Source organism: Paenibacillus sp. 2TAB19 (assembly GCF_052115185.1).
Lineage (GTDB): Bacteria > Bacillota > Bacilli > Paenibacillales > Paenibacillaceae > Pristimantibacillus.
Genome location: NZ_JBFRGE010000052.1, coordinates 20,477 through 45,852, shown reverse-complemented (window position 1 = coordinate 45,852; position 25,376 = coordinate 20,477). Strand labels below are relative to the sequence as shown.

At 50.2% G+C, this 25,376-nt stretch carries 27 protein-coding genes and 1 other annotated feature (1 of these 28 cut by a window edge); of the genes, 19 read left to right on the top strand and 8 right to left on the bottom strand.

The annotated features are described in order from the left end of the window. Nucleotides 1-196 (bottom strand): MerR family transcriptional regulator (locus AB4Z33_RS21225; protein ID WP_442051793.1); only part of this gene is annotated, 196 nt, incomplete at its 3' end. Between the two features lie 408 nt (nucleotides 197-604). Here AB4Z33_RS21225 and AB4Z33_RS21220 point away from each other — a divergent pair. Genes AB4Z33_RS21220 through AB4Z33_RS21210 form a run of 3 tightly spaced genes read left to right on the top strand, consistent with a single transcriptional unit; the run spans nucleotide 605 to nucleotide 3,777 of the window. Beyond that, on the top strand, nucleotides 605-1,912 hold the full coding sequence (locus AB4Z33_RS21220) for an ammonium transporter (RefSeq protein ID WP_442051792.1): 1,308 nt from the start codon (nucleotides 605-607) through the stop codon (nucleotides 1,910-1,912). A 47-nt stretch (nucleotides 1,913-1,959) separates the two neighbouring features. Then, nucleotides 1,960-3,027, top strand: a complete 1,068-nt coding sequence (locus AB4Z33_RS21215) for a DUF294 nucleotidyltransferase-like domain-containing protein (protein WP_442051791.1) — start codon at nucleotides 1,960-1,962, stop codon at nucleotides 3,025-3,027. A gap of 15 nt (nucleotides 3,028-3,042) precedes the next feature. Next, a complete protein-coding gene (locus AB4Z33_RS21210) occupies nucleotides 3,043-3,777 on the top strand; it encodes a 3'-5' exonuclease (protein WP_442051790.1) in 735 nt (244 codons plus the stop codon). On the opposite strand, the gene AB4Z33_RS21205 is transcribed toward AB4Z33_RS21210, so the two are convergent. Then, nucleotides 3,763-4,221: a M67 family metallopeptidase gene (locus AB4Z33_RS21205; RefSeq protein ID WP_442051789.1), complete on the bottom strand. Its 459-nt coding sequence runs from the start codon at nucleotides 4,219-4,221 to the stop codon at nucleotides 3,763-3,765. The two genes, AB4Z33_RS21210 and AB4Z33_RS21205, sit on opposite strands and share 15 nt — an antisense overlap. Nucleotides 4,222-4,293: 72 nt before the next feature. Beyond that, nucleotides 4,294-5,505 carry an MFS transporter gene (locus AB4Z33_RS21200; protein ID WP_442051788.1) on the bottom strand — a complete coding sequence of 404 codons (1,212 nt, stop codon included), beginning with the start codon at nucleotides 5,503-5,505 and terminating at the stop codon, nucleotides 4,294-4,296. 141 nt (nucleotides 5,506-5,646) lie between these two features. Here AB4Z33_RS21200 and AB4Z33_RS21195 point away from each other — a divergent pair, with 141 nt between their 5' ends. Then, nucleotides 5,647-6,186, top strand: coding sequence for a TlpA family protein disulfide reductase (locus tag AB4Z33_RS21195; protein WP_442051787.1), 540 nt, complete (start codon nucleotides 5,647-5,649; stop codon nucleotides 6,184-6,186). A 184-nt stretch (nucleotides 6,187-6,370) separates the two neighbouring features. Here the strand turns inward: AB4Z33_RS21195 and cimA are convergent, their stop codons facing one another. After that, entirely contained in the window at nucleotides 6,371-7,987 is a 1,617-nt protein-coding gene (cimA, locus tag AB4Z33_RS21190) for a citramalate synthase (RefSeq protein ID WP_442051786.1), read from the bottom strand. Nucleotides 7,988-8,212: 225 nt separating this feature from the next. Between cimA and AB4Z33_RS21185 the strand changes: the two genes are divergently transcribed. From AB4Z33_RS21185 to AB4Z33_RS21170, 4 genes are all read left to right on the top strand, one after another. After that, nucleotides 8,213-9,505, top strand: coding sequence for a DNA polymerase IV (locus tag AB4Z33_RS21185; RefSeq protein ID WP_442051785.1), 1,293 nt, complete (start codon nucleotides 8,213-8,215; stop codon nucleotides 9,503-9,505). Between the two features lie 57 nt (nucleotides 9,506-9,562). Then, a complete protein-coding gene (locus tag AB4Z33_RS21180; RefSeq protein ID WP_307201979.1) occupies nucleotides 9,563-9,799 on the top strand; it encodes a ferredoxin in 237 nt (78 codons plus the stop codon). A 155-nt stretch (nucleotides 9,800-9,954) separates the two neighbouring features. After that, the gene (locus tag AB4Z33_RS21175; protein ID WP_442051784.1) at nucleotides 9,955-10,581 is read left to right on the top strand and encodes a GyrI-like domain-containing protein; all 627 of its coding nucleotides are present in this window, start codon (nucleotides 9,955-9,957) and stop codon (nucleotides 10,579-10,581) included. 145 nt (nucleotides 10,582-10,726) lie between these two features. After that, nucleotides 10,727-12,172 carry a L,D-transpeptidase gene (locus AB4Z33_RS21170; protein WP_442051783.1) on the top strand — a complete coding sequence of 482 codons (1,446 nt, stop codon included), beginning with the start codon at nucleotides 10,727-10,729 and terminating at the stop codon, nucleotides 12,170-12,172. Between the two features lie 16 nt (nucleotides 12,173-12,188). Here the strand turns inward: AB4Z33_RS21170 and AB4Z33_RS21165 are convergent, their stop codons facing one another. Further along, complete coding sequence (locus AB4Z33_RS21165) at nucleotides 12,189-12,326, bottom strand: hypothetical protein (RefSeq protein WP_337101536.1); 138 nt, start codon at nucleotides 12,324-12,326, stop codon at nucleotides 12,189-12,191. A 169-nt stretch (nucleotides 12,327-12,495) separates the two neighbouring features. Between AB4Z33_RS21165 and AB4Z33_RS21160 the strand changes: the two genes are divergently transcribed. After that, complete coding sequence (locus AB4Z33_RS21160) at nucleotides 12,496-13,593, top strand: quinone-dependent dihydroorotate dehydrogenase (protein ID WP_442051782.1); 1,098 nt, start codon at nucleotides 12,496-12,498, stop codon at nucleotides 13,591-13,593. A gap of 17 nt (nucleotides 13,594-13,610) precedes the next feature. Then, nucleotides 13,611-14,414, top strand: a complete 804-nt coding sequence (locus AB4Z33_RS21155; RefSeq protein WP_442051781.1) for a GTP pyrophosphokinase — start codon at nucleotides 13,611-13,613, stop codon at nucleotides 14,412-14,414. A 68-nt stretch (nucleotides 14,415-14,482) separates the two neighbouring features. Here AB4Z33_RS21155 and AB4Z33_RS21150 read toward each other — a convergent pair whose 3' ends face one another. Continuing rightward, a complete protein-coding gene (locus AB4Z33_RS21150) occupies nucleotides 14,483-15,028 on the bottom strand; it encodes a PCYCGC motif-containing (lipo)protein (RefSeq protein WP_442051780.1) in 546 nt (181 codons plus the stop codon). Beyond that, the gene (locus tag AB4Z33_RS21145) at nucleotides 15,025-15,543 is read right to left on the bottom strand and encodes a thioredoxin family protein (protein WP_442051779.1); all 519 of its coding nucleotides are present in this window, start codon (nucleotides 15,541-15,543) and stop codon (nucleotides 15,025-15,027) included. Before AB4Z33_RS21145 ends, AB4Z33_RS21150 begins: the two co-directional genes overlap by 4 nt. A gap of 146 nt (nucleotides 15,544-15,689) precedes the next feature. On the opposite strand from AB4Z33_RS21145, the gene AB4Z33_RS21140 reads away from it, so the two are divergent. The 3 genes from AB4Z33_RS21140 to AB4Z33_RS21130 all read left to right on the top strand — a co-directional run bounded on the left by AB4Z33_RS21140 (nucleotide 15,690) and on the right by AB4Z33_RS21130 (nucleotide 18,939). Then, entirely contained in the window at nucleotides 15,690-17,324 is a 1,635-nt protein-coding gene (locus AB4Z33_RS21140) for an RsmB/NOP family class I SAM-dependent RNA methyltransferase (RefSeq protein ID WP_442051778.1), read from the top strand. A 1-nt stretch (nucleotide 17,325) separates the two neighbouring features. Beyond that, nucleotides 17,326-18,072 (top strand): pseudouridine synthase, encoded by a 747-nt coding sequence (locus AB4Z33_RS21135; RefSeq protein WP_442051777.1) that lies wholly within the window; start codon nucleotides 17,326-17,328, stop codon nucleotides 18,070-18,072. 72 nt (nucleotides 18,073-18,144) lie between these two features. After that, nucleotides 18,145-18,939, top strand: coding sequence for a Cof-type HAD-IIB family hydrolase (locus AB4Z33_RS21130; RefSeq protein ID WP_442051776.1), 795 nt, complete (start codon nucleotides 18,145-18,147; stop codon nucleotides 18,937-18,939). 96 nt (nucleotides 18,940-19,035) lie between these two features. Here AB4Z33_RS21130 and AB4Z33_RS21125 read toward each other — a convergent pair whose 3' ends face one another. Then, nucleotides 19,036-20,820, bottom strand: a complete 1,785-nt coding sequence (locus AB4Z33_RS21125) for a DEAD/DEAH box helicase (RefSeq protein WP_442051775.1) — start codon at nucleotides 20,818-20,820, stop codon at nucleotides 19,036-19,038. A gap of 128 nt (nucleotides 20,821-20,948) precedes the next feature. Here AB4Z33_RS21125 and AB4Z33_RS21120 point away from each other — a divergent pair, with 128 nt between their 5' ends. The 6 genes from AB4Z33_RS21120 to AB4Z33_RS21095 all read left to right on the top strand — a co-directional run bounded on the left by AB4Z33_RS21120 (nucleotide 20,949) and on the right by AB4Z33_RS21095 (nucleotide 25,158). Continuing rightward, a complete protein-coding gene (locus AB4Z33_RS21120; protein WP_442051774.1) occupies nucleotides 20,949-21,155 on the top strand; it encodes a YwbE family protein in 207 nt (68 codons plus the stop codon). 60 nt (nucleotides 21,156-21,215) lie between these two features. Next, a complete protein-coding gene (locus tag AB4Z33_RS21115; protein WP_442051773.1) occupies nucleotides 21,216-21,518 on the top strand; it encodes a hypothetical protein in 303 nt (100 codons plus the stop codon). A gap of 248 nt (nucleotides 21,519-21,766) precedes the next feature. Further along, nucleotides 21,767-22,984 carry a GNAT family N-acetyltransferase gene (locus tag AB4Z33_RS21110; RefSeq protein ID WP_442051772.1) on the top strand — a complete coding sequence of 406 codons (1,218 nt, stop codon included), beginning with the start codon at nucleotides 21,767-21,769 and terminating at the stop codon, nucleotides 22,982-22,984. Nucleotides 22,985-23,149: 165 nt separating this feature from the next. After that, a complete protein-coding gene (locus tag AB4Z33_RS21105; RefSeq protein WP_442051796.1) occupies nucleotides 23,150-24,313 on the top strand; it encodes a CynX/NimT family MFS transporter in 1,164 nt (387 codons plus the stop codon). A gap of 81 nt (nucleotides 24,314-24,394) precedes the next feature. Continuing rightward, entirely contained in the window at nucleotides 24,395-24,754 is a 360-nt protein-coding gene (locus tag AB4Z33_RS21100; protein WP_442051771.1) for a hypothetical protein, read from the top strand. Next, a complete protein-coding gene (locus AB4Z33_RS21095) occupies nucleotides 24,751-25,158 on the top strand; it encodes a hypothetical protein (RefSeq protein ID WP_442051770.1) in 408 nt (135 codons plus the stop codon). The genes AB4Z33_RS21100 and AB4Z33_RS21095 overlap by 4 nt, the downstream gene beginning before the upstream one ends. 46 nt (nucleotides 25,159-25,204) lie before the next feature. Further along, nucleotides 25,205-25,376, top strand: a binding site (T-box leader); it runs 47 nt beyond the window's last position.

Sequence of the window (25,376 nt, the reverse complement as noted above, 5' to 3'; positions counted from 1 at the left end):
AAGTATATTTATCTTTTTTCAATTGTTCAATACGCTCCAAGCGGAGCAGCGTCTCGTGGGCATACAGTCGATAATTTTTGGCAGAACGCTCCGCTGGCTCGATTAAGCCGATCGAAGTGTAATAATCAAGCGTTCTCTGACTAATTTGCGCAAGCTTGGATAATTCTCCAATCCGGTATAAAGCTGCACCTTGCATAACAACACCTTCCTTCATTAGACGAATACTCTGATCTATATTAAATATGATAATAGGAAGTATCCGCGCAGTCAAACCTGACATGCGACTTTACAACTAGATGTCAGATACACGATCTTATAGAGCTGTCTATTCTATTAATAGAGGCTAAACGCGAAGAATGAGATGCCCTCACAACCCTTTTTGGAGATGAATTGTAAAAAAACTTAACGTTCGTGTTAGATTTTATGCCGAACGTTAGATTTTTTTTCGAAAATAGAAGAAAGCGTATTGTCAAATTGAGTACTTCTGACTATAATGACATTAAGTCTTTCCTCACATGTTAGGAAACATTACATTAAGGGAGTGGTCGTATTGATTAAGAAAACGGTGTTAGCTTTTGGTGCTTTAACTCTTTTATTCCCGGCAATGGCTTTTGCTGAGGACCCATCCGGCGGCACGCTGAACATGGGATTGAACGCTCTATGGGTTATGCTATCATTCATCCTCGTATTATTGATGCAAGGCGGCTTCATCCTTCTTGAAACGGGTTCGACTCGAATGAAAAACGCTGGTCACGTTGCCGGCAAGACGATTTTCACGACAGGCCTTGCGGCAATTATTTATTGGGCGTTTGGTTACGGCTTCGCATTCGGCGGAGACAGCAGCGTCAGCGCGATATTCGGATGGGGCGACTTCTTCTTCGATCCGTCGAAGGCAAGCGTAGAGAACGCATTGCCAAGCACGATCTTCTTCTTGTTCCAACTCGCATTCGCGGCTGTATCGCTTTCGATCGCATGGGGCGGCTTCGCAGAACGCGCTAAGCTTTCATCTTATGTTGTATTTACAGTATTCTTCATTGCCATCATTTATCCAACGGTTGCTCACTGGATCTGGGGCGGCGGCTGGCTTGCAAAAGACGGCGCGCAAGACTTCGCGGGTTCGACCGTCGTTCACTTAACGGGTGCTCTAGCGGCATTCGCAGCTACAGTATTACTTAAACCTCGTATCGGCAAGTTCAACAAAGACGGCTCGGCGAACGAAATTTTGGGACATAACCAAGTATTCACTGCACTATCCGTATTGCTTCTCTGGGTGGGCTGGTTCGGCTTCAATGCCGGCTCGACAGTAGCGATCGGCGACGGCTTCTTCGGCTTCGTAGCATTCAACACAATGCTGGGCGCTGGCGCCGGCGGTGTGGCAGCACTTCTCATTTCATGGGCAGTTACCGGAAAAGCTGACATCACAACAATGCTTAACGGTACGCTTGCAGGTCTAGTAGCCATTACGGCATCTTGCGCATTCGTAGATCCTTGGGCGGCAGTAGTTATCGGTTTGGTAGCTGGCGTACTCGTATTCTACAGCGTGAAATTTTTCGAGAAAATCAAAGTTGACGATCCAATCTACGCTCTTTCGGTTCACGGCGCTGCTGGTATCTGGGGTACGCTTGCTAACGGTATCTTCGCTACGCAAGAATTGGCTGAGAAAGTGGCCGTTGGTGAAGGCGGTCTGATTGATACAGGCAACTGGCACCAATTGTGGGTTCAATTCGAATCGGTAGTCGTAGTTGGCGCATTCGTACTTGCTGCTTCGTTCCTTGTTCTTGGCGTAATGAAACTTATCATGGGCTTCCGCGTAACAGAAGAGCAAGAAATTATCGGTCTTGACCTTAGTGAGCACGGTGCTTACGGTTACCCTGAGCAAATGAAAAAAGCTGACAAAACGATTCAAGGGTAATCATTAATTGGCTATCATGAGGGACTGACCGAAGGGAGAGGCATCAGATGGTTGATCCGGTGTGGGCGCAGCTGCTTGCACGGATCGGTTCAGCCGATCATGTGGAAGAGCTGCGAAGCTTGCGGGATCATGTACACGAGCAGATGGAGGCTCTTCTCTGGGCGCGCCCAGTCGAACAATTTAATGAATATCTGAATGAGATGCACGACGCGGTTATTAGCCGCGCCGTTGCTCTCGCAGAGACGCAGATGGCACGGATGGGGATGGGTTCTCCTCCCGTGCCTTATGCGTATTTATTGTTTGGCAGCGGCGGTCGGAAAGAGCAGACATTGTCTAGCGATCAAGACAGCGGTGTTGTCTACGAGGATCCAGTGTCTGATTCGGCGAAAGTAAAGCAATATTTCAAGCAATTGACTGACATTGTTGTCGGTTATCTTCAGACAAGCGGTTATCCGCCATGCGAAGGCAATGTGCTTAGCAGTAATTCGGAATGGTGTCTCTCGTTATCCGAATGGCGGGCGAAGCTCGATCATTGGTTCGAGGAGCCAGCTTGGGAATCGGTTCGTTATTTGCTCATCATTGCGGACGGTCGGGGCGTTTATGGCAATCAAGACTTAGTGGATTCGCTCAAGGATTGTTTTTTTACCGATATGCTTAATCATCCGATCATCGTTAGGCGTATGCTTGAGAATACGATGCGGCACAAAGTGCTTCTCGGTGTATTCGGTCATCTGCTTAAGGAACGTTACGGGGAAGATGCGGGCAGCCTCGATATCAAATACGGCGCCTACATACCGATGGTCAATTCCATTAGGCTGATGTCCATTCATCGAGGGATTAGGGAGACGGCAACGCTCGAGCGCATTAAGAGGCTTGCGCAGACTGGCTTACTGCAGGAATCGGATGCTCGTCAATATGAGCAGGCGTTTCGTTTCTTCCTGCGCCTGAGGCTCATGACGACAGAACAGATGGAAGACGGGTATTATGCCAACAATGGCAAGATTTCGAGCAGGAAACTGACGAGGGAAATGACGGATGAGCTGAAGAGCAGTCTGCGACTAGGCAAGAAGCTGCAGCGTTTGGTGATGAAGCAGACAATGGGAAGGCTAACGTAGGGCGGTGGAGATGTTATGAAGGAACAAAAAGGCGTCGGTCGCATGTGGAACCTATACAAAATGGGAGGATTTACGCCTGCCATCGCTTCTATGTTAGGCTCTCAGAATGCACAGCAAATGGCGTTTATTCGATCGGTGAATAAGGAGCAGCGCAAGCAGTCGATGCTGGACACTCCTCTTCGGGAGCTGGAGGTCGTTATATTCGACTTGGAGACGACAGGCTTCTATCCGAACAATGGCGATGAGATTATATCGTTTGGTGCGGTGCTCATGCAAGGGGTTGAAGTGCATGAGTCGAATACGTTTTACAGTCTCGTTAATCCGAAGCGAAAGATACCGAAATCGATAATCGAGCTGACCGGCATTACGAATGAGATGGCGCAGGATGCCCCTGATCTGATGCAGGTGCTCCATGATTTCATGGAGTTCGTTGGCAAAAGGCTGCTTGTCGCTCATGCGGCAGGGCATGACAAACAGTTTTTAAATGCAGCATTATGGCGTACGTCGAAGGTGAATTTGAATCATCGTGTGCTGGATACGATGATGGTTGCCAAGTGGCTTGAACCGAAACGTGACAGCTACGCCCTTGATGATCTGCTGGAAAGCTGCAACATCGAGATCGTAGACCGTCATCACGCGCTGCAGGATTCGTTAATGACAGCGAAGCTATGGCAGAACTATTTGACCCGTGTACTAGAACGGAATATTACGACGCTTGGCGATTTGTACGCTTATTTAAGCAAACACTAGCTCGAGCGGCTCGAACCGGGCATTCGTTCGGCGATAAGGTTGAATGTACGGTGCACTGCGGTCGGCAAGCGATATGATCCAATAAGAAACAGATGAGGCGGGCCAGAAGCCGGCTTGATCCAGGCTTGATGGGATAGCCTCGGTAGTAGGATGGGAGTGGAACAAGCCGACAAGCGATTGTCGGTTTGTTTGCATGGTATAATAAGCAGCCGTCCATTCAGCAGGATCGAATGTGAACGCTTTACGCGGATCGTTATGTATGTTGCGAATAGGGATAACGGTATCTATAGGAGCTTGTTCACCGCCATGAACGGCTATTCCGCTGGCAACAATCCCGCAAGCTTCCTCAGGCAGCCTGCTTATGCAAATGCTAAGCAATTGATCATAGGCCTGCTTAGTGATTCGTCCAACCTCATGATGCGGTATCGAATGCAATTGTTCCATTTACGAAACCTCCTTCTCAGCGTAAGTCTTACATTCATTATAACATCTCAAGGATGGACCAGCGGCTAATAATTAGCCGCTGTTTGCTGCTTGCTCCTTCGGATGGATGAAGCGAAAGACGAGCCATAAGGAAGCAGCGGCTAATAGGACAAGAATAATGAATAGCATCGTTACTGACTTATCGGCAATATAGCTGAACAAGGGAGGACCGGCAGCTACGCCAAGAAAGCGCAGGCTGCTGTAGAACGATGTGACCGTCCCTCGATAAGCTCTTTCGGCACAGCCGGTTATCATCGTATTTAAGCAAGGAAGCAGCAGACCCGTTCCAATACTGCTGATCGTTACAAATGCGATTAATGCAATTAGACTTCGGTGCCATATAGCCGCAGCTCCCAAGGATAAAACAATTACGCTCAAACCGGCAATCATAAGCTTGCGCATGAGCGTTTGCTTCTTTTTGATGATTCGACCAGTCGTATAGGCAGTCAAGACGAGTCCCAGCAGAGGGATGGCAAGCAAGCCCCCTTTGGCAACTCCGTCAATTGAATAGGGCGGCTTCTCGACCATATCGGATAAGTAGAACAGCACGCCGAATAGGATGAACAGGCCTAACGCCCCTGAGGCGTAGGCTGTAAGCAGCCAGGCTAGGTTTTTAGCATAGATAGCTTTAATTTCGACGATATATTTCTTGAATGGCAATGGCTTCTCCTTTTGTTTAGGTTCTTTGATAAGAAAAATGACAGCAATAAGCGAACCTGCGCAGAAAAAAGGAAAAGCAAAAAAAGGCGCATACCAAGACCACAGTCCGAGCAGAGATCCGATAATCGGACTGATGACTTTGCCCGCGCCGTTCGATGCTTCAATTAAGCCCAGCGCTTCGCTTTCTTCTCCATCCTTGTACATGTCGCCAACGAGTGCCATTGCAATCGGCGCCGTGCCGGCCGCTGCAAGTCCTTGTACGCTTCGCATGGCAATGAGAAGGGGGTAGGAGTTCCATACGGCTGCCATGCCAGCCATGATCCCTGCAGCGCCGTATAGGGCCAGTGCGGGCACTATAACGGTTTTACGGCGGATACGATCGGATAAATACCCGATGAAAGGTATGAACAGACCGGCACTAACCGAGAATAACGTTATAACGAGGCTGGATTGCAGCTCGGAGAGCTTCATATGCTTAGCCATATCGGGCAGCACGGGGACGAGCATAGAGTTGCCCAGCACGAGCACAAGAGGAACGGTTGCGAATGCGGAGAACTGAATCCACTTGGACTTCGATTGGGCCATTAGCGTATCTCCATTTCTAATTCGTGACGTATTTATGGCTAATATGCCCTTCGTCTTGAGCTTCCATGCGGTGCATGTTACGATGTAGGCAGTTTGTATAGGTTGGTTAGAAACCATTTTTAAGAAAGAAGGGCGTGCAGCATGAAACGCGTGATTGCTTTGTTTACGATCGCTTTTGTTTTTGCGGGATTAGCGGTATATCAATATATAAATCGAGGAAACGAGCAAGTATCGCTTGCGGCTTCCGCGGAAGGCTTTAAGCCGAAAGCGGGATTCGAGGCTGCTTCCTTCGAGCTGCCGGCGCTCGATGAACAATCCTATGCTGTCGGAGGCAAGCGCGAAAAGCTGACATTCGTTAACTTCTGGGCTTCTTGGTGCGGTCCTTGCGAACTTGAAGCGCCTGATCTGCAGAAGCTGCATGAGACATACGGCGATGCTATCACGTTATAYGGCGTCAATGCGACGAAATWTGATAAGGAGCGGGCAGCGCGCGAGTTTGTCGCCGATCATGAATTCACATTTCCGATTCTGATGGACAGAGAAGGGGATGTAACGAAGAAATACAAAGTGGATACGTTCCCGACAACCTTCCTCATCGACAGCAATGGCGTCATCCGTGAACGAATTAATGGCGTCATTACATTCGCAGAATGGGAACGTTTGATTGAGAAGTGGACATAGGAAGGGATAGGAAGAAGAAGAGGCGATTGGACATCATCATGTATGATGTTCGATCGCCTCTTCTTTCGTTGCGGACTGTAAGCGCTATCTGAGACCCTTACCATACGAATGGAAGTCAGAAGGAAGAAAAAAACTGCCCTCCAAAAGCTTTGGTCTAGGGCAGTCTCATTAAAATTTAAGTCAATTAGTGGTTCACGAGACCGATTCTGTCCGTATGCTCATGAGAAGGCGATTCAACCTTCACCATGCCGAGTAGCGCATAGCGAATGCTGTCGACTAGCGCTTCCCAGCTTGCCTCGATGACATTGTTGGAGACGCCGACCGTGCTCCACGTATTGTCGAGGCCGGTTGACTCGATTAGTACGCGTACCTTTGCTGCTGTCGCGTCCTTCTCGTCGATGACACGCACTTTATAGTCGGACAGGTGAATTTGTTCGATCTTCGGATAAAATTGCACAAGCGCCTTACGAAGCGCGTTATCAAGCGCATTGACCGGACCGTTGCCTTCCGCGGCGGTGTACACCTGCTCGCCGTCCACGTTGATTTTGACAATCGCTTCCGACAGCATTTGACCGTTCGTTTTCTCTACGAGCATTTTGAACGATTCAATCTTGAACAATTCCTTCGATTCGCCGCCAAATGCATCACGCAGCAGAAGTTCAAGCGAGGCGTCCGCGCCCTCGAACTGATAGCCCTGATGCTCCAGCTCTTTGATTTGATCCATAATTTGCTTCGTCTTCTCGTTGTTGGCGTTGACGTCCAGGCCAAGCTCCTGAGCTTTCGAGATAATATTGCTTTGACCGGCAAGCTCGGAGACGAGAATACGCTGCTTATTGCCTACAAGCTCCGGCTGAATATGCTCATAGGTTTTGGAATCCTTCATAATAGCGGATACGTGAATGCCGCCTTTGTGGGCGAATGCCGCATTGCCGACATAAGCTTGGCCGACAGGCATATGCACATTGGCAATCTCGCTGACATAACGCGCCGTATTCGTAAGCGTCCGGAGCTTGTCTTCCGGCAAGCAGTCGTATCCGAGCTTAAGCTGCAAATTCGGAATGATGGAGCACAAGTTAGCGTTGCCGCAACGCTCGCCATAGCCGTTGATGGTTCCTTGCACCTGTCTGGCGCCCGCTTGAACGGCAGCCAATGTGTTCGCAACAGCCAGCTCGCAATCGTTATGCGTGTGAATACCGATCTCGGCGCTAAGCTCCTGACGGACGCGAGATACGATTTCCGTAATTTCACCTGGCAGCGTGCCGCCGTTCGTATMGCATAGTACGAGCCAGTCAGCTCCGGCGTCTTGTGCTTTCTTCAAGGCAGCAAGCGCATATTCCGGGTTATGCTTGTAACCGTCGAAGAAGTGCTCGGCGTCGTACATCGCTTCGACACCGCTGCGCTTCAGGAAAGCGAACGAGTCGTAGATCATCGCCAAATTTTCTTCCAGCGTCGTCTGCAGCGCAGTATGAACGTGGAAGTCCCATGCTTTGCCGACGAGCGTCGCCGCCGGTACGCCTGATTCTACGATCCGCAGCAGGCTGGCGTCTTGCTCCGCTAAGCTGTTCTTGCGGCGCGTACTGCCGAAAGCCGTTATTTTTGCTCGCAAATTCAAAGATTTGACACGTTGAAAAAATTCAATATCCTTGCTGTTGCTTCCTGGATTGCCGCCTTCAATATAATGAACACCCAGTGCGTCAAGCTTCTGAGCAATTTTCAATTTATCATCCGCCGACAGGCTGATCCCTTCGCCTTGCGTTCCATCGCGCAGCGTCGTATCAAAGATTGAGATGATTGTTGTCATTATCGGGACGCCTCCTTCACTGATAGCCTTTTCAAATCATAATGTACTATTATAACACTTGTTCAGTTGATTGTAGAGAGGAGGAAACGTTTTTTTCTTGTTCGCCGCCAAATGGACAGCAATATCCACTTCGCTTCAGTTGACTAGAATATGTACCAATCGTATATTAAGGATATTCGAAAGTTTGGGAACATATGTTTTGTAATTATGGAGGTGAATCCGATCATGCCAGTGTCCGATACGAATGAGCACTATCCCGCCAAGGGACGCGTAATTATTCATTTGGATATGAATGCCTTCTATTGCTCTGTGCATGAAGCGGAGCAACCTGAGAATTATAAGGATAAGCCAACTGCTGTAGCCGGCAGTGTCGAGCTTCGCAAAGGCATTGTCGTTACTTGCTCCTATGAGGCAAGACGTATGGGCGTGAAGACGGGGATGACGGTCAGGCAAGCGATGAAGTTATGTCCATCGCTAATCCTTATCCGACCCGACTTTGACCTGTACCGCAAATACTCCAGAGGTTTTATGGCGATTGCAAGGCAGTACACGCCGCTTGTGGAGTCCGTATCGATTGACGAATGTTATATGGATATAACGGGATCCAAGTTGTTCGGAACGCCGCTCGAGATTGCCGATTCGCTGCAGAAGCGCATACAGACGGAATGGTCGCTGCCATGCTCTATTGGACTGGCACCCAACAAGCTGCTTGCCAAGATGGCATCCGATATGAAGAAGCCAAACGGTTTAACGGTCCTTCGCATTAGAGACGTCCCGCAATTGTTATGGGATAAGCCATGCGATACGCTGTTCGGTATCGGCAGGAAAACAGCGRAGAAGCTGACGAAGATGAATATTCGCACGATTGGACAATTGGCTCACACTGACGAGCAGTTGCTCATCAAGCAATTTGGCGTAATGGGTTCCTGGATGAAGACGGCTGCGCACGGAATTGATCATTCAGCCGTGAATGGGAATCGAGAGCTTAACAAATCGATTGGCCATACGACCACGCTGCCCAGCGACATCGTAGCCAAAGAGGATGCTCATCGCGTGCTGCTTAACCTATCCGATCAGACGTGCCGCCGCTTGCGCCGCCAGAAGCTAGTCGCTCTAACCGTTCAGATTACCGTTCGCAGACAGGATATGACGACGATCAATCGATCGCATACGCTAGCCGTTCCGACGGACACAACGGACATTGTCTATCGTGAGGCTTGCCGGTTATTCGACCTTCATTGGAGTCATGGGGAACCGGTACGCTTGCTTGGTGTTGCGCTACAGAATCTGTCGTTAGTCGATGAGACGGCGATGCAGCTTGATCTGTTCAGCTATGAGGAGCAGCCCAAGAAGGAAGCGCTGACGAAAGCGATGGATCGGCTCCGGGATAAGTTCGGCGAGGATGCCGTGTTGACGGCAGGCATGCTGGGGGATGATCCGTCAGCCTTAATTAGGAATAAACGAATTCGCGGGACATCCTTGCAAAGGGACGATGGTTTGTTATATATTGATGAGTGAGGGTTTACGGCATGTATACTAGAGATTATACCGTACATTTATAGGAGGGAATTTTCCATGGGTAAATTTACTTGGGTAGAGAAAGACACTTGCATCGCTTGTGGAGCTTGCGGAGCAACTGCTCCTGACATTTATGATTACGACGATGAAGGCTTAGCTGAAGTTATTTATAAAGCAGACGGAAACAAAGGCAATACTGAAATTCCAGAAGATCTTTACGACGATCTGCAAGACGCAGCTGACGGCTGCCCTACTGATTCCATCAAGATTGCAGATGAGCCGTTTAACTACTAATACAATCATCTCATACATCTAGACAGAAGCTCTCTATCGTCCTTATGGACGGTGGGGAGCTTTTTTTTGCCAGGCAAATCATGACATACTGTTGTCATAGTTGTTCGTGTATGGTTGGAGTATCAAACACAAACATACTGAGGAGAGAATTGGCTATGAACAAAAAAATAGACTACAAAAAAGACTATAAAAAGATTTATCTCCCCCCTGTGGAGCCCGTTATTATTGATGTGGACGCGATGCCGTATATGATGATTAGCGGTGAAGGCAATCCGAACGGTGAGGAATATGTCAAAAAGGTCGAAGCGCTGTATCGATTAAGCTACGCGGTTAAGATGTCATATAAGAGCGTTGAAGTACCTCCGGGGTACTATGAATACACCGTTTTTCCTCTTGAGGGCATATGGGACTTGATCGATACGTCTAAACCCGCAACGGACCTTGATAATTTAAAATATACGATAATGATAAGGCAGCCCGACTTTCTGACAGAGGAGCTGTTCAATAAGCTGGTAGATCAGACTAACAAGAAGAAGCCGATGCCTGTACTTAATGACGTTGTGTACGGGGAGATGACGGACGGGCTAAGCTGCCAAATGATGCACATTGGACGTTATGCGGATGAACCGGCCAGCTTCGCCAAGATGGAAGCTTACTGTAACGAGCATGGATACGAACGTTCTGCGCTTATTCATCGTGAAATTTATATATCTGACCCTCGTAAGACGGAAGCAGACAAGCTGAAAACGGTATTGCGATTCAATGTAAATAAACGAAACTGAGCAATGAATTTCGTCATATGAGCCTCCTGGGCATAACCCTTTAAACTCTTTTAGACATAAAATACTCTATTGTTCCTTCATAGATTGCAACGAACGCAGCAATTAGCCGATATAGGGTATATACATGTTAATGGAGGGATTAGGGATGGAATCGCCGGAGGACATATTCTATTTGAAGCAATTTGTGAAGCAGCATCCCGACAACCAAATGGGCTGGTACTTGCTCGGCAAGCAATATTTGCTCGCTGGCAAGGAAGGAAAAGCAAACTATTGTTTTATACAGGCAGGCGAAATATATGATGCATTCGAGCGTGAGAGTCATCCGCTAGCCGAGCATCAGTTGCAATTCTTGAAGGAATGGAGTCAAAAACAGAAGAAAAAACGGACTGCCAGGCGTTTAGCCCTCGTTGCTATTGTGCTTATGGGGGTTGTCTTAAGCTTGCCCGCCGGCCGGGAGTTGAATCATGAAGAGGCTGTATCGCCGATTATTGGCTCGCAGCAGACGGTTTCCAAGGTCGGCGTCATCTTAGTTCCTCAGAAGGAGCTTCGTCCGGTAGGTTATGCTTGGGAAGGGCTGATGAATGCTGGCCAATCGGCACCTCTTAAGACGATCGCGGCCAAGCTGGAAGAGGACAAAGGCTGGCGTAAATGGACGGGACGCGCTACGATTGTGATGGCGGTAGAAGTGAAGCAGTCTGATGAAGAGGACGATACGAGTGCGGAAGGAAGCCGCGGCGTGCGAACGTCTGACGGCAATGAGTTGGGTGCGACGATGTTCGACTCCAATACATGCAACTGCATTCCTGCGGAGTCGTCCGGCATCTATATAGAGTACCGCGATTGGCAGACGAAGCAGGAGCTTCATTGGACGGTTGGCAGCGCGGTCACGCAATATAAGAAGCTGTATGGAAATTGGCCGGACAAGCTGGAGGATCTCGTAAGGCCTTATCCGAACAATGTGCTTGCAGGCRAGAAGGAAGGCATGAGAGAAGTATTCCGCGAAGTGCTTGAGCGTTTGAAAACGAAGGACCAGTCTGGTCAGAGCGGCGAGAAGGGAACGGAAGCATCGAGAGGTTCGAATGGCAACGGCAACGAGATTCGGACGGCCTCATCTGTCGGGTCGAATGGCTATTTGGAGCCGAATTGGAGCAAGCCGCTGGAGATTGTAGTCGATAAGTCTACCCACCGGTTGGCTGTCGTACAGGGGAATATCATCGTTCGCAGCTATAAGGTTGGCTTAGGAGCGGATCGCACGCCGGAAGGCAACTTCTACATAAGCGAGAAGGTGAAAAATCCGAACGGGAGCGATAACGGAACGTTCGGCAGCAGAGGCATGACCTTGTCGAATACGCTTTACGCGATTCACGGAACGGATGAGCCGGACAGCATCGGCAAGGACGAATCGCTAGGATGCATCCGCATGGGCAAAGCCGATGTTGAGGAGCTGTACGATCTTGTGCCGCTTGGAACGCCTGTGAAAGTGAAAAACGGGACGCTTCCATCTGATTCGAAGCCAGCAGCCGTTAGATTCAAGCTGGAACCGAAGCAGGATGAAACCAATCCCGTCAAAGTGTATGAATGGTTGAACTAGGCTAGCAAGCGCAATACTAGGATACGATAAGAAGAACGGCGACCGCGATTACAACTACAGCAGCGATGGAGCCGATCCAGATCAGAGCTTTCTTGTTTACTTCTTCCTTCGGCTTTGTTTTCATAACGGGCGGTTTTCTTTTGGTTGTGCTCATCGACAATCAACCTTTCTATCTCTTAATGAAAATAGCTGTTTTCATTGTAATCGTTTTCTTCCAAAGCCGCAACCATGCTAGCGTTTTCAAATGGTTGCAGCTCTTTTCTTTTTGTCGCAAAAAAGATAAACTGTTCCGTAGAACATACATCTTGGAACGGAGTGGTAAGTTGCTTTATTCTTCTATACTCAAACCGATTTTTTTCAAAATGGATCCAGAAAAGGCGCATCATCTCGTCATTGACGGGTTAGCAACAGGCGGGCGTATTCCCGGCATGACAGGTATGATGCACGCGATGTACGGAGTTGCCCCTTCGCCGGAGCTGAAGATGGACCTGTTCGGACTTCATTTTCCCCATCCAGTCGGTCTTGCGGCTGGACTTGATAAGAACGGCAAGGCGGCTGACGGCTTCTCCAGCATCGGCTTCGGCTTCGCCGAGGTAGGCACAGTTACGCCGAAGGGACAAGCTGGCAATGAGCTACCGAGGTTGTTCCGTCTTCCGCCGGATGAAGCGCTTATTAATCGAATGGGCTTCAACAATGAAGGGACGGAAGCGATGGCAGGCCGCCTGGCGCGTCGCAAAATCAACCGAATCCCGATCGCGGTCAACATCGGCAAAAATAAAGTAACGCCTAATGAGCAGGCTCATGAAGACTACGAGGCTTGCATTCGTACGTTATATAACTACGGTGATTTCTTCGTCGTTAACATTAGCTCTCCGAATACGCAAGGGTTGCGCGATCTGCAGCATGGCGACGAGCTGCGCAAGCTGCTTGCCGCCGTTATGGAGGAGATGAGCCGTCAAGGAGCGAAGTCGGGACAGAAGACAAAGCCGATTCTCGTCAAGATTGCTCCCGACATGACGGGCGACGAGCTTGAGCATACGGTCAATACCATTGTGGAGAGCGGCGTATCCGGTATTATTGCGACCAATACGACATTATCGCGCGAAGGGCTTCGCCATCACAATGCCGGCGAGTCTGGCGGGCTTAGCGGCAAGCCGCTTCGCGACCGTTCGACTGAGGTAATCCGCGCTGTTTACCGCCAGACTGGCGGACAATTGCCTATTATTGGCTCAGGCGGCATTTTTACAGCTCAAGATGCATACGATAAAATCCGCGCAGGAGCGTCGCTGGTTGAAATATACACCGCGCTCATCTATAAAGGGCCAGGATTGCTTCGCGAATTAACGAACGGACTGAAGGAATGCTTGCGCAAGGATGGCTATCGGAATATTGCCGAAGCAATTGGCGCAGATCATCGTTAGGAACAGGAGGCGGCCGGATGGACGGTAGAGATTGGAGTCTTTTTTTACAGCCTTATGAACAAGCGGTCGAAGAACTGAAAGTGAAGTTTAAGACGATGCGAGTTGAATTAAAGATTCGAGAGGCGTATGCGCCAATAGAGTTTGTCACCGGCCGAGTGAAACGGATATCCAGCATTCTCGAGAAGGCGAAGCGGCTTAACGTTCCGGCAGATAAGCTGGATACGGGAATTGAGGATATAGCGGGAATACGAATTATGTGTCAGTTCGTAGACGATATTATCCGCGTGGCAAGCTTAATTCGCAGCCGGAAGGACTTGACGCTCGTTTACGAGAAGGACTATATTACAAACTTCAAGGACAGCGGTTATCGCAGCTACCATATGATCGTGGAGTATCCGGTTCAGACGGCGCTCGGGTATACGAAAGTGCTCGCAGAAATTCAGATACRGACGTTGGCCATGAATTTTTGGGCGACGATCGAGCATTCGCTTAATTATAAATTTAAGGAAAGCTTGCCCGAAGATGTGCGCGCGCGTTTGAAGAAAGCGTCAGAGGCGGCATTCCTGCTTGATAACGAGATGACGAGCATTCGGAAAGAAATTCTCGATGCTCAGACGGAATTCGAGGAGCAGTCGAATGTCGTATCGAAGGTGCTGAAGGGCATCCAAGATTTATATTACTTCCATCGCGTGCGCGAAGCGGCTCAATACCAGATGAAGTTCAACGAGCTGTTCGAGAAAGAAGATTATCAAGGTCTCAGTCAGTTATCGTCCGATATACAGCTTGCAATCAGCAAAGCGAAGAAGGCAAGCCAATCCTAATTGCGCCACATCATAAAACAAAACCTCCAGCGCAATGTGCGGCTGGAGGTTTTGTTGATTCTTTGTTATTAGCTGGCTTTATTCGGTTTGAACGCCTCGTCAATTGCGGCATGGACTTCGTCTGGTGTCTTACCCTGCTTAGTCAAGTCGATGACCATCTCCATCTCCTTCTTGCATATCCCGCAGCTCGTGCTGTGATCGGTCCATGTGACGCCGTCTTCGCCGGCAGGATGCTCTGCCAAGTAACAGCGAAGCAAGGAGTCATGAGGCGTCTCTACGGCCAAACCGTCCATACAGCCGCAGTAGCAATTCATTTGGGCCATAATGTCCGCATGCTGATGAACAGCACGATAGAGATCGCTCGTATGCTCGGTATGATTGGATAGGAAATCGGGAAGAACGTCAGGAGAGGCCGTTGTCTGCCACGTTTCCGAACCGTGCTGATGCTCGGCGCCCTTCTGCTTGTCGTCATCGGATAAGCCGCATGCCGTAAGCAGCGTAATGAAGGCGAAGGCGAGCAGCATTCCGTACATAATGCCCCGGGCGCTGCTGCCCCTTCCGCTTGTCTTGGGAGCATGAACACCAACTGCAGGCGTTTGATCATGCTCTATCATTGGGCAGCTTCTCCCGAATACTTATTGAAAAATTGTTTGAAATCGTCCAACGTATAGCCTTGAGTTGTTCCTTCGGCGGCAATGCCGCCTTCCATGCGCTCGACTTCAACGCCGTCTTTGAAATAAGCGAGCGTAGGCGTGTATTCAACCTTCAAGCTCTTGAAGTATGAATCGAATTCACGCAGGTTGAACTGCGGAAGGTCGATTCCAAGCTCCTTGACCAGCGGCATAAGCTCAGGTGTCGTTTGGCGGCAAAAACCGCAGTCGGAAGCGAACAGATAGACGAAGAAATCTTCCTTATCGGCGATCTTCTTATCCAATTCAGCCGGCAATATGATATTCTGATAGTTAGGGTCGTCAAGCAGTTCACGCGTAGCCGGATTCAGMTTGGAGGCAGGCTTGTCGTACAAAGCGTTAATTGTCTCGTTATTATTAAGATAAATGATTGCGCCGAACAAGACGACTATGATACCGATGTAGACATAAAACATTTTGAACTTTTTTTTCTTTTTCATGAAAGTATTCAGCCTCCAACTCTTTATTGAACGGACAAGCAATTATGCTCTTGCAGGTCTTGTCCACATTATATTCTATTATACAACATAGCCGATTGCGTTTGTACATCAGACCGCAACCTAGACAATTAGCAGGAGGAGACCGTATGATCGGCCATTTGCCTACAAAATTCACGCAAAAGATGGAAAAGCTGCTTGGCAGCGAATATGACAATTTTATGGCATCTTATGCTGCGCCGCGTGTATACGGGCTTAGAATAAATGCATTGAAGCTGACAATCGGCGACTGGAAGAAGCTGTCCCCGATGGGCGATCGCGTCCGTCCAATTCCATGGACCCAGGATGGACTATATTACGCCGAGGAAGACAGGCCGGGCAAGCACCCGCATTATTATGCAGGGCTGTATTATATCCAAGAGCCCAGCGCGATGGCGCCGGTGGAACTGCTTGATGTGAAGCCGGGTCATAAAGTGCTTGATCTATGCGCTGCGCCAGGAGGCAAGTCCACGCAAATTGCGGCCAAGCTTCAAGGTAAAGGCGTACTCGTTACGAACGACAATGCGCAGGAGCGGACGAAAGCGCTGACCAAAAATATCGAACGGGTAGGCGTTCGCAATGCCGTTATTCTGAACGAAGAGCCGGCAGCTCTTGCTCCGGTTTTCGCGGAATGGTTCGATCGTATCCTTATTGATGCGCCATGCTCGGGTGAAGGGATGTTCCGCAAGGACGAATCGATGATTGCCGATTGGGAGAAGCATTCCGTCGAGCGATGCGCGGCGATGCAGCGGGATATATTGCGCCATGCTGCTGGGATGCTTGCCCCAGGAGGAATACTCGTCTATTCGACATGTACCTTCTCGCCTGAAGAAGATGAATGGCAGATCGCTGAATTGCTGGCTAATCATAGCGACTTTGAAGTTGTTCCGGTAGCGCATCGTTATGGCTGGGCGGAAGGAAGAGCAGACCTTGCGGCGGCATCGTCAGCCGCCGCTGAGCTTGACGAGAAGCGATTGCGCAGCATAGAGGGCACTGTTCGGCTCTGGCCTCATCGGATCGAAGGAGAGGGCCATTACGCGGCTGTATTAAGGAGACGTGAAGCGGTGCCTGTAGTAATGGGCAGCGAGACGATTGTTGTTCCTGAGGAACGTGCTTTGGCATCCGCAGAAGCTCCTCTTCCTCCTTCCCGGCATGCGAAGGATAAGCTGCTGAGAGCAGCCGATACTCGCGGAGGACGTGATTCCGGACGTCATTCCCAGCAAAGGGACAAGCGCGGCGCCAAAGCAGCCGCAGATCGCGGACGTGCTGCCGGCGGAAGGAAGGAYGTACAGGACGATCAAGATCCGATCAGCTTGTGGAAGGCATATGCAAGTCAATTCGTAAACGGTGCGGAAGCATGGGAAGGCAAACCAATCGCCTACGGTTCAAGGGTTTATTTGCAGCCTGAGGGTGTACCGTCGCTTAATGGGCTCAAAGTCGTTAGGGCAGGCTGGTTCGTCGGCGAGGCTGACCGAGGCAAGTTTGTTCCCTCACAGCCGTTAGCAATGGGCTTGGCGGCGCAAGAAGCCGTAAGAGCGATTAGCTTCCGATCGGATGATCCGCAGACGCAGCGGTATTTGCGCGGGGAGACGTTGTTTGCGGAGGATGGGGATATTGTTAGACAAAGCGATGTTATCGCGAAAGGGTATGTGCTCGTATGCACAGACGGTTATCCGCTCGGCTGGGCGAAGTATGCGGGCGGCATGATTAAAAATGAGCTTCCAGCAGGATGGAGATGGATATAAAATGGCGAAGCGAATCAGAATCGATAAGCTGCTGTCTCATATGGGAATCGGTACGCGAAGCGAGATTAAGAAGGCGGTCAAGCAAGGGAAAGTGGCAGTAGACGGCAAGCCGGTGAAGGATAGCGGCCTCATTGTCGATCCGGATGTGCATAAGGTTTCTTTCGAGGGTGAGATCGTCGCCTATAAGGAGGTCGTCTATCTCATGCTGAATAAGCCCCCCGGCGTTATTTCCGCAACAGAGGACGGCAGGGAGCGAACGGTCATCGATCTGCTGGCGCCTGAGGATCGTGTACTGTCGCCTTTTCCAGTGGGAAGGCTCGATAAGGATACGGTAGGGCTGCTGCTGCTTACGAATGACGGTCAACTCGCGCACGAGCTGCTGTCGCCGCGCAAGCATGTGGACAAAACCTACGTAGCGCATGTTCTAGGAGACGTCGATGAACAGGATCGGCAGCAATTCGCCTCTGGAGTAACGCTCGACGACGGTTATGTGACGATGCCTGCCGAGCTTAGTATCGATAGCAAGGAGCAGCGCGGCGAAGATGTGATCTCAATAATCACCCTCACCATTAAAGAGGGCAAGTTCCATCAGGTAAAGCGTATGTTCGAGTCGGTCGGGAAACAAGTGATATTTTTGAAGAGAGTGTCAATGGGACCGCTTCAGTTGGACAATCATTTGCCGGAAGGTGAATATCGCGAACTATTGGAAGAGGAAGTAGAGCTCTTGCGCACATACAAACGAACGTAATGGTTTGCAAATAACTCATAGAGATAGAGACAAAGTGGGTAGTACCGCTACAACAGGATGGGAGAGATAGAGATGGCTTTGAATTACGACTTAATTGCACTGGATGTAGACGGAACCTTGCTAACCGACGACCATGTTTTAACCGATGAAGTGCGGGAAGCAGTTCAGGAGGCGGCTGCCAAAGGCGCTCAGATCGTATTATGTTCGGGACGCGGACCGTCTGGCGTTTTGCCGATCATGGAGCAGTTGGAGCTTGCAGGAACACTCATCTCGCATAACGGCGCCGCGACAGTAAGCTCGTATGACCTGGCGRTTGTTCATCAATACGAGATTATCCCGGAATACCTTGCCCCCTATATCGCTTATTGCAAAGAGAACGGCGTTCATTTTGATTTAAATACTGCGTTTGACATGATGGTCGAGCGAATGACGCCTGAAGCGGAAGTGATGTATGCGCGCTTCCACGCGAAACCTTCTGTATTTGACTTTGCAGCTGGATTGCCGTCAGRGCTATTGAAATTCACGATATTCGCAAGCAAAGAGCAGATGGATGTCGTACAATCCGATTGGGAGCAATGGCCAAGACAGCTTCAATCGATCCGGAGCGGGGATTTCTTCATCGATGTGCAGCATGCGGATGCGAACAAAGGGAAAGCGCTTAGGCAGTTGGCTCTAAGCCGGGGGATCGATCGGGAACGGATATTGGCTATCGGCAATTATTATAACGATATTTCGATGCTTGAGTTCGCGGGGTTAGGCATTGCGATGGACAACTCACCAGAGCTTGTTAAGCAGTCAGCGGGCGCAGTCACGCTATCTAACCATGAGGACGGCGTTGCTGCTGCACTGCGGAAATATGTATCTTAGATGAAGTACGGGCAGCAGAGGACGGCGGCACATATAAAATAGAGGCAAGCACGAAGCAGATAGCTCTGCTCAGTGCTTGCCTCTTACCCTTGTTTATTATCTGCCGCGACCGCCAGGTCCGCCCGGTCTGCCAGAGGATCTGCCGCCGCCGGAGGACTTGCCGCCTCTAGGCTGTCCGGACTTGCTGCCTGAGCCGCCCGACATGTTGCCGCGTGCTGCGCCACGGCTGCGGTTAGCGCTGCCGCGACCGCCTTGGCCGCTTGGTTTCGATTCTCCTCGCAGCGCCGTCCATGGATTGTTGACCGCATCCATCTCGCGTCCCGCTACGTGAGCACCGTCTCTTACGCGCTCCAGGCTTCCGCCACCGCTGGCGCGACCGCCGCGCTTACCGGCAGACACACCGTCGTTTCCAGCACGGCTTCCACGTCCGCGGTCAGCGCCGCGAGGTGCTGAAGAATCACGTTCCGCGAAGCGTTCCGCACCGCGTCCAGCGGCGCGGGGAACGTCCCAGCCTGGCTTCTCCGTGTTTGCGCTTGCGCTCCGTTCAGTGCTTCTGCCGCCGCGTCTGCCTTCATTCTTCTGCTCGCGACCGCCGCTTCGGCCAGCAGACTTAAAGCTGCTTGAACCTTCGCTCCGTTGTCGTCCACGGCCTTTGCCTTTAGCATCGCGTGACCGGTCACTGCCGCCGGCGCTAACTGGCTTGCCAGTTCTGCCGCGTCCAGCCCCGCGCTCGCTGCCTTGCTCGTTAGATGCTGACAAGACGCCTTCGTTATCGATCTTACGGCGCTCAAGCTTCGCATTAATGCTTTGCTCGATAAGCAATAGATTGTTTTTGTCGTAAGGAGTAGCAAGAGTAATCGCCATACCGTTATGACCCGCGCGTCCGGTTCTGCCGATCCGATGGATATACAGCTCGCCATCTTGCGGGACATCGTAATTGTATACATGCGTAACGCCGTCAACATCAAGTCCGCGCGCCGCTACGTCCGTAGCGACAAGCACCTGTAGACGTGCGTCTCTGAAACGCTTCATCACTTGCTCGCGCTTAGCTTGCGTCAAGTCGCCGTGCAGCTCATCGGACTCGATGTCCAGATCCTGCAGCGCCTCGTTCAGCTTCTTCGCACGCACCTTCGTGCGGCAGAAGATAACAGCCAAGTAAGGCTGATGAAGCTGCAGCAGGTGTACAAGCGCGTCTTGCTTGGTACGGTCCGTTGTGTCGATGACTAGCTGCTTAATATTATCAAGCGTCACGTTCGCGCTGCGGATTCGAACATCCGATGGCGTCTTCATATATTCTGCGGCTAGGCGTCTGATCGCATCCGGCATAGTAGCCGAGAACAGCATCGTCTGACGAGCGCGTGGCGTTTGGGTGACAATGCTCTCCACCTCGGGCAGGAAGCCCATGTGCAACATTTGGTCAGCCTCGTCGAGCACAAGCATCTGCAGCTTGCCGAGATTGATCGTTTGCCGCTTCATATGGTCGATTAATCGGCCTGGCGTTGCGACAACGATATGCGGCGCACGCTTCAGCTTATGAATCTGAGCCTCTACGTCTTGACCGCCGTAAGCGGCCAGCACGCTGGCTCCGACGATAGGCGCAAGCTTCTTGAGCTCGCTCGTTATTTGGATTGCAAGCTCGCGGGTAGGCGTTAGAATTAGCGCCTGCACCTGCTCCTTCTCCGTGTTGATCCGTTGGAGAATCGGAAGCGCGAACGCCATCGTCTTGCCTGTTCCGGTCTGCGCTTGCGCAATGACGTCCTGTCCCTCGAGCAGCATCGGTATCGTCTGCTTCTGTACCGGGGTTGGGTCGGTTATTCCGTTCTTTTGGAGCAAATCGCTTAATTCGGGGCTGATCCCCAAAGCTTTAAAAGCGTTAGACATTCGTATATTTCCTCATTTCATTTCGATCGTTTGAAGACTAGTATAACAGTTGTCCACTTAATGTGCATCTTTACATTACATATGTTATGCTGATTTTCATCGAAGATTAGCAGAGGAATGATAAAAAAATGAATGGCACAATCAGATCGGCGATTAAAGCGGGGCTAACGGTTGATATTGTCCTCAAACAGGATCAACGTACAGGCAAGCTTACGCGAGGCATCGTCAAAGATATACTTACTAACTCGCCGAACCACCCGCATGGCATTAAAGTGCGTCTGACGGATGGTCAGGTCGGCAGAGTCAAACAAATCGTAAATGAATCGCAAGCATAGAAGGATAGTTGAACCTTTCTGTTAGGCTGTGATGACGAGGGAAAGGAGGAACGGCTCAACATGGCTTTTGGAATAACGCGAGCGGAGATGGAGAGTTGGAAAACGGCGGTTGCGGGGGGCGATATCGCCTTTCTGACCCATTACTGGCTTGATCCGAGATTTCCGGATATGCGAACCGTAACGAAGGTCGGCTGCTCCGATCTGGCGAAGCTGTCACGTTGGTGTCTCGATAATGGATTGAACCCGCGATATATTCACAATCGAGATCCATTTCCTCATTTTGATCTTCTTGGAGCGAAGCAGCGCGAGTTGCTTCTAAAGGAGAACAAGCATGACCAGCTGGAGAGATTCGGACTACTATAACCATATCGCAGCAGCTGCCGAATCGGCGGCTTTTTTTTACCACATAAGAATGTTTAAGTGCTTTACAGCGATAAAGCGTGAAGGAGATCATTCAGATTGGCGATAAAAACTTCCGCTTAAACGCGGTCGCTCATCCTCGAAGTACTCCGGTAGGAGTTTTTCTCATTGTGGCGGTATCCTTCAAGTGATAGAATCTATGAAAATCGGATTTGACTACACGAGGTTAACACTTATTGGGAGGACGGGGTATGAGTATGGAGCAGCAGTCAAGAGCGCAATTGCTAGAGCAATTCGTTTCATGGAATACATTCATCCATCATATCGAGCGGCTTGGAGAGCAGCTGTGGAATCAGAACATTGCGGAAGGTAAATGGTCGGTTCGCGAAGTTGTGGCCCATATCGCGCGTTGGGACGATTATTTCTTTGAGGAAGCAGTTGCCAAAGCTGCCAGAATGGAATCTCTAACGGTCAAGCACTTGGATTATGATACATTTAACGAAATCTCCAAGGCTTACGGAACTTCGACGGAAATTCGGAAGCTGGCCGAACACGCTGTTTCGATTCGCCGTCGAATTATTAGCGTCATAGAAGGGTTGAGCGTTACCGAATATGAAGACGCATATACAGACGCAGACGGTCATCCGTTTCAATTCGAAACGTATTTGAAGGATTTCATCTGGCATGACCGTCATCATATGGATCAAATCAAGCGACTGATCCATTTCAAGCTCGAGGAGATGAGCCTTAACGGCTGGCCGGCGCTTCAGACGACGGTATACGATGGCTGGCTTATACGCACGGCTGACGGATATACGAAGCGGTCGAATTCGGTCCAGCCGTTATATGGGCATACGCTTCCGCTTGAGTTGAAAATCCGTCATTGTGAGACGCTATACAATGAGCTGAAGTCGCCGACTGTTTTTAAAATAACGCCATTCGCCAAACCCGTTGAACTGGACGGTGCGTTAGCCGATATGGGCTATGAATTGATTGACCGCACATGCGTGAAGACGGTCGCTCTTGAAGATGTTGATCTTCCGTCAGGTCCGGATTCGGACATTTCCCTCGAGCCTGTGCTCTCTGAGCTGTGGCTGGATGCGGTAGCCGTATTCAATCGCTTAACGGAGGGGCAGAAATCCGCGACTAGAAACATGCTGACGTCTTCATCGATTAAGAAATGTTATGGACTGCTCTACGATAACGGCATTCCAGTCGCCTGCGGTTTCGCAACGCTTGAGCAAGGCTGGGTCGGCTTGTATGACATCGTTACGGATTCGCAGTTCCGCAACAAAGGTTACGGCGAGAAGCTTATTCGGCAATTGCTCGGTTGGGCTAAGAAGGAAGGCGCAACGCACGGTTATTTGCTTGTCGTCAAAGCGAATGAACCTGCCAACCGATTATATGACAAGATCGGCTACATACAAGCTTATGAGTATTGGTACAGAGTGAAGGCTTGTCCGTCATAGGTTCTGCAGTCCACTCGCATATTTAACAACTTAGAGCTTTATTCAACAGGAGAGAAGGACTTAATCGTGAAAAGTTTTCAATCAGGACAATCTTTGCCGAATGCGCACGGGGTATCGTCTTCCACCATTAACGGCACCTCGTTATTAATCGCAGGCATACTAATCATGGCCCTTAATTTGCGCGCTCCAATTACGGCTGTCGGCCCGATCGTATCGAATATTCAGCAAACTTTCGGTTTGTCCAGCACGATGACCGGTTTGCTGACAACGCTGCCGCTGTTTGCTTTTGCCCTGATATCTCCGCTCGCGCCGCGTTTGGCTAGCCGGATTGGCATAAAAAACAGCCTTTTTCTATCTATGCTGTTGCTGTTCGGGGCTGTCCTCATCCGTTCGCTCCCAAGCTTGGCAGCGCTTCTTTCCGGAACGATGCTGCTCGGCATGGCGATTGCGATTGCCAATGTACTGTTGCCTAGTCTGATCAAGCGAGATTTCCCAGGCTCGGTAGGCGTGATGACAGGGCTGTATTCCGTCGTCATGAATCTTGGCGCCGGCCTCGCATCAGGCTTCAGCATTCCAATGGCCGAAAGTCTTGAGCTCGGCTGGGAAGGCATGCTCGCTTCGTGGTCGCTGCTCGCGCTTATTGCCGCAGCTGCATGGCTGCCTCAAGTACGCGGACGGCTCAACAAGCTGAAACATTTCTTCCAAAGCGAAGGTAGCGGCAGGAAATCAGCAAGCGTCAACAAGACTGGCAACAAGCTGACACGGTCGGCGCTGGCTTGGCAAGTTACTCTGTTCATGGGGCTGCAATCATTCACGTTTTACGTTAATATTTCATGGCTTCCGGAGATATTGCATGATCGCGGCATGAGCCATAGCGGAGCAGGCTGGATGCTGTTCATGCTCCAGATCGTCAGCCTTCCAGCGACGTTCATTGTTCCTATTCTCGCAGCGAAGAGGCGCAGTCAGCGGCCGCTCGCCTTATCCTCGGCTATTCTGCTAATCATCTCCTATGTGGGGTTGTTAGCCGGACCCTCATCCTGGATTCCGCTATGGATTATGCTCTTAGGTATCTCTGGTGGCGCAGGCTTCAGCCTGGCGGTCATGTTCTTCGCACTGCGAACGTCCAATGCGGAGCAATCGGCACAGCTATCGGGCATGGCGCAATCGATTGGCTATTTGCTGGCAGCGACCGGGCCGTTGCTATTCGGCTTGCTGCATGACGCGACGCATGGATGGTCGTCATCGTTATGGATGATATTGGCCGTTACGATCTTGTTCGGGGTTGCTGGGTGGTATGCGGCTGCCGACAAAACCGTAAACTCGCAATAATTGGGATATTTCGGCAACTTTATTTAAAGCGAATCCGTTTAGTAGATTGCAGTCTAACTTTACAATGCGGAGGGATAAGCTATGCTCTACCTATTCGGATGCGCCTTTATCGTGATAGGATTTGCGTTCGCAGCCAAAGCGGCATCTGTCAACTCGCCTTGGTCGAAGACGTTGTTTCTTGCGGTTCTCTTAAGCCTAATCGCGAATGTTGCCTTGGTTTCCACAATTGCCGCCAACTCGAATCCAGCAGCAAACGAAGGCTTTAGTGTTCCAAATCGGATTGCTTATTGGATTATTGGCGAGGATGGATGGAGTATGGGGCTGTTCCAACGATTATTTGATCAGTCAATGTGGTGTACCTTGTGGCTTGCGCTTATACTCGCTGTTGTTTCGATAAGTGAGGCATTCGGTCGCAAGATGAGGAGAGCTGGCAGCGCATGATCGGAAAAAGTTATGTGTACGCGTTGGCCGCGGCATTTATGTCCTTGACCATTGGCGCTTGTTATATCGGCGATCTGTTTTTCGACTACAGCTTTCTTGGCATGGAAATGGGATCGGAGCGGGAGACCGTGCACCTATGGGGCTTTGTATCGATCGGACTTGGCGCTGTATTGCTCTCAATTGTTATGGTAACCATGGACAGCAATCGGCAAATGTTGAAGCAATGGATGGTTATCACTCTTTTCTTGCTGTGCTTTATTCAGCTTGCTCCGCTTTTCTTGTGGACGTTCGTCGTTCTTATAGGCGAATGGAATGCGGTATGGGTACTGCTAATCCATTTATTATTGTTGGTTATCCTTATCGGAAGCGTTAGGTATATGAGACGGACGCTTGTCGGATCTTGACACAGAGCATAACGATCTTTATAATCGAAAATAACTATTTTCATCCATAGAAGCGTTGAAGAGGAGCAGTAATTTCGCAAAGCAAGGCCTAGAGAGCCGGTGTAAGGGTGTAAGCCGGACCTGCTGCGGAACGAATCTCGCCTTGGAGCTGTGCGTTATCCATACGCGCCGTCTGGCCTGCGATAAAGGCGACAAGTGAGCACAGGCAAAGCATGCCC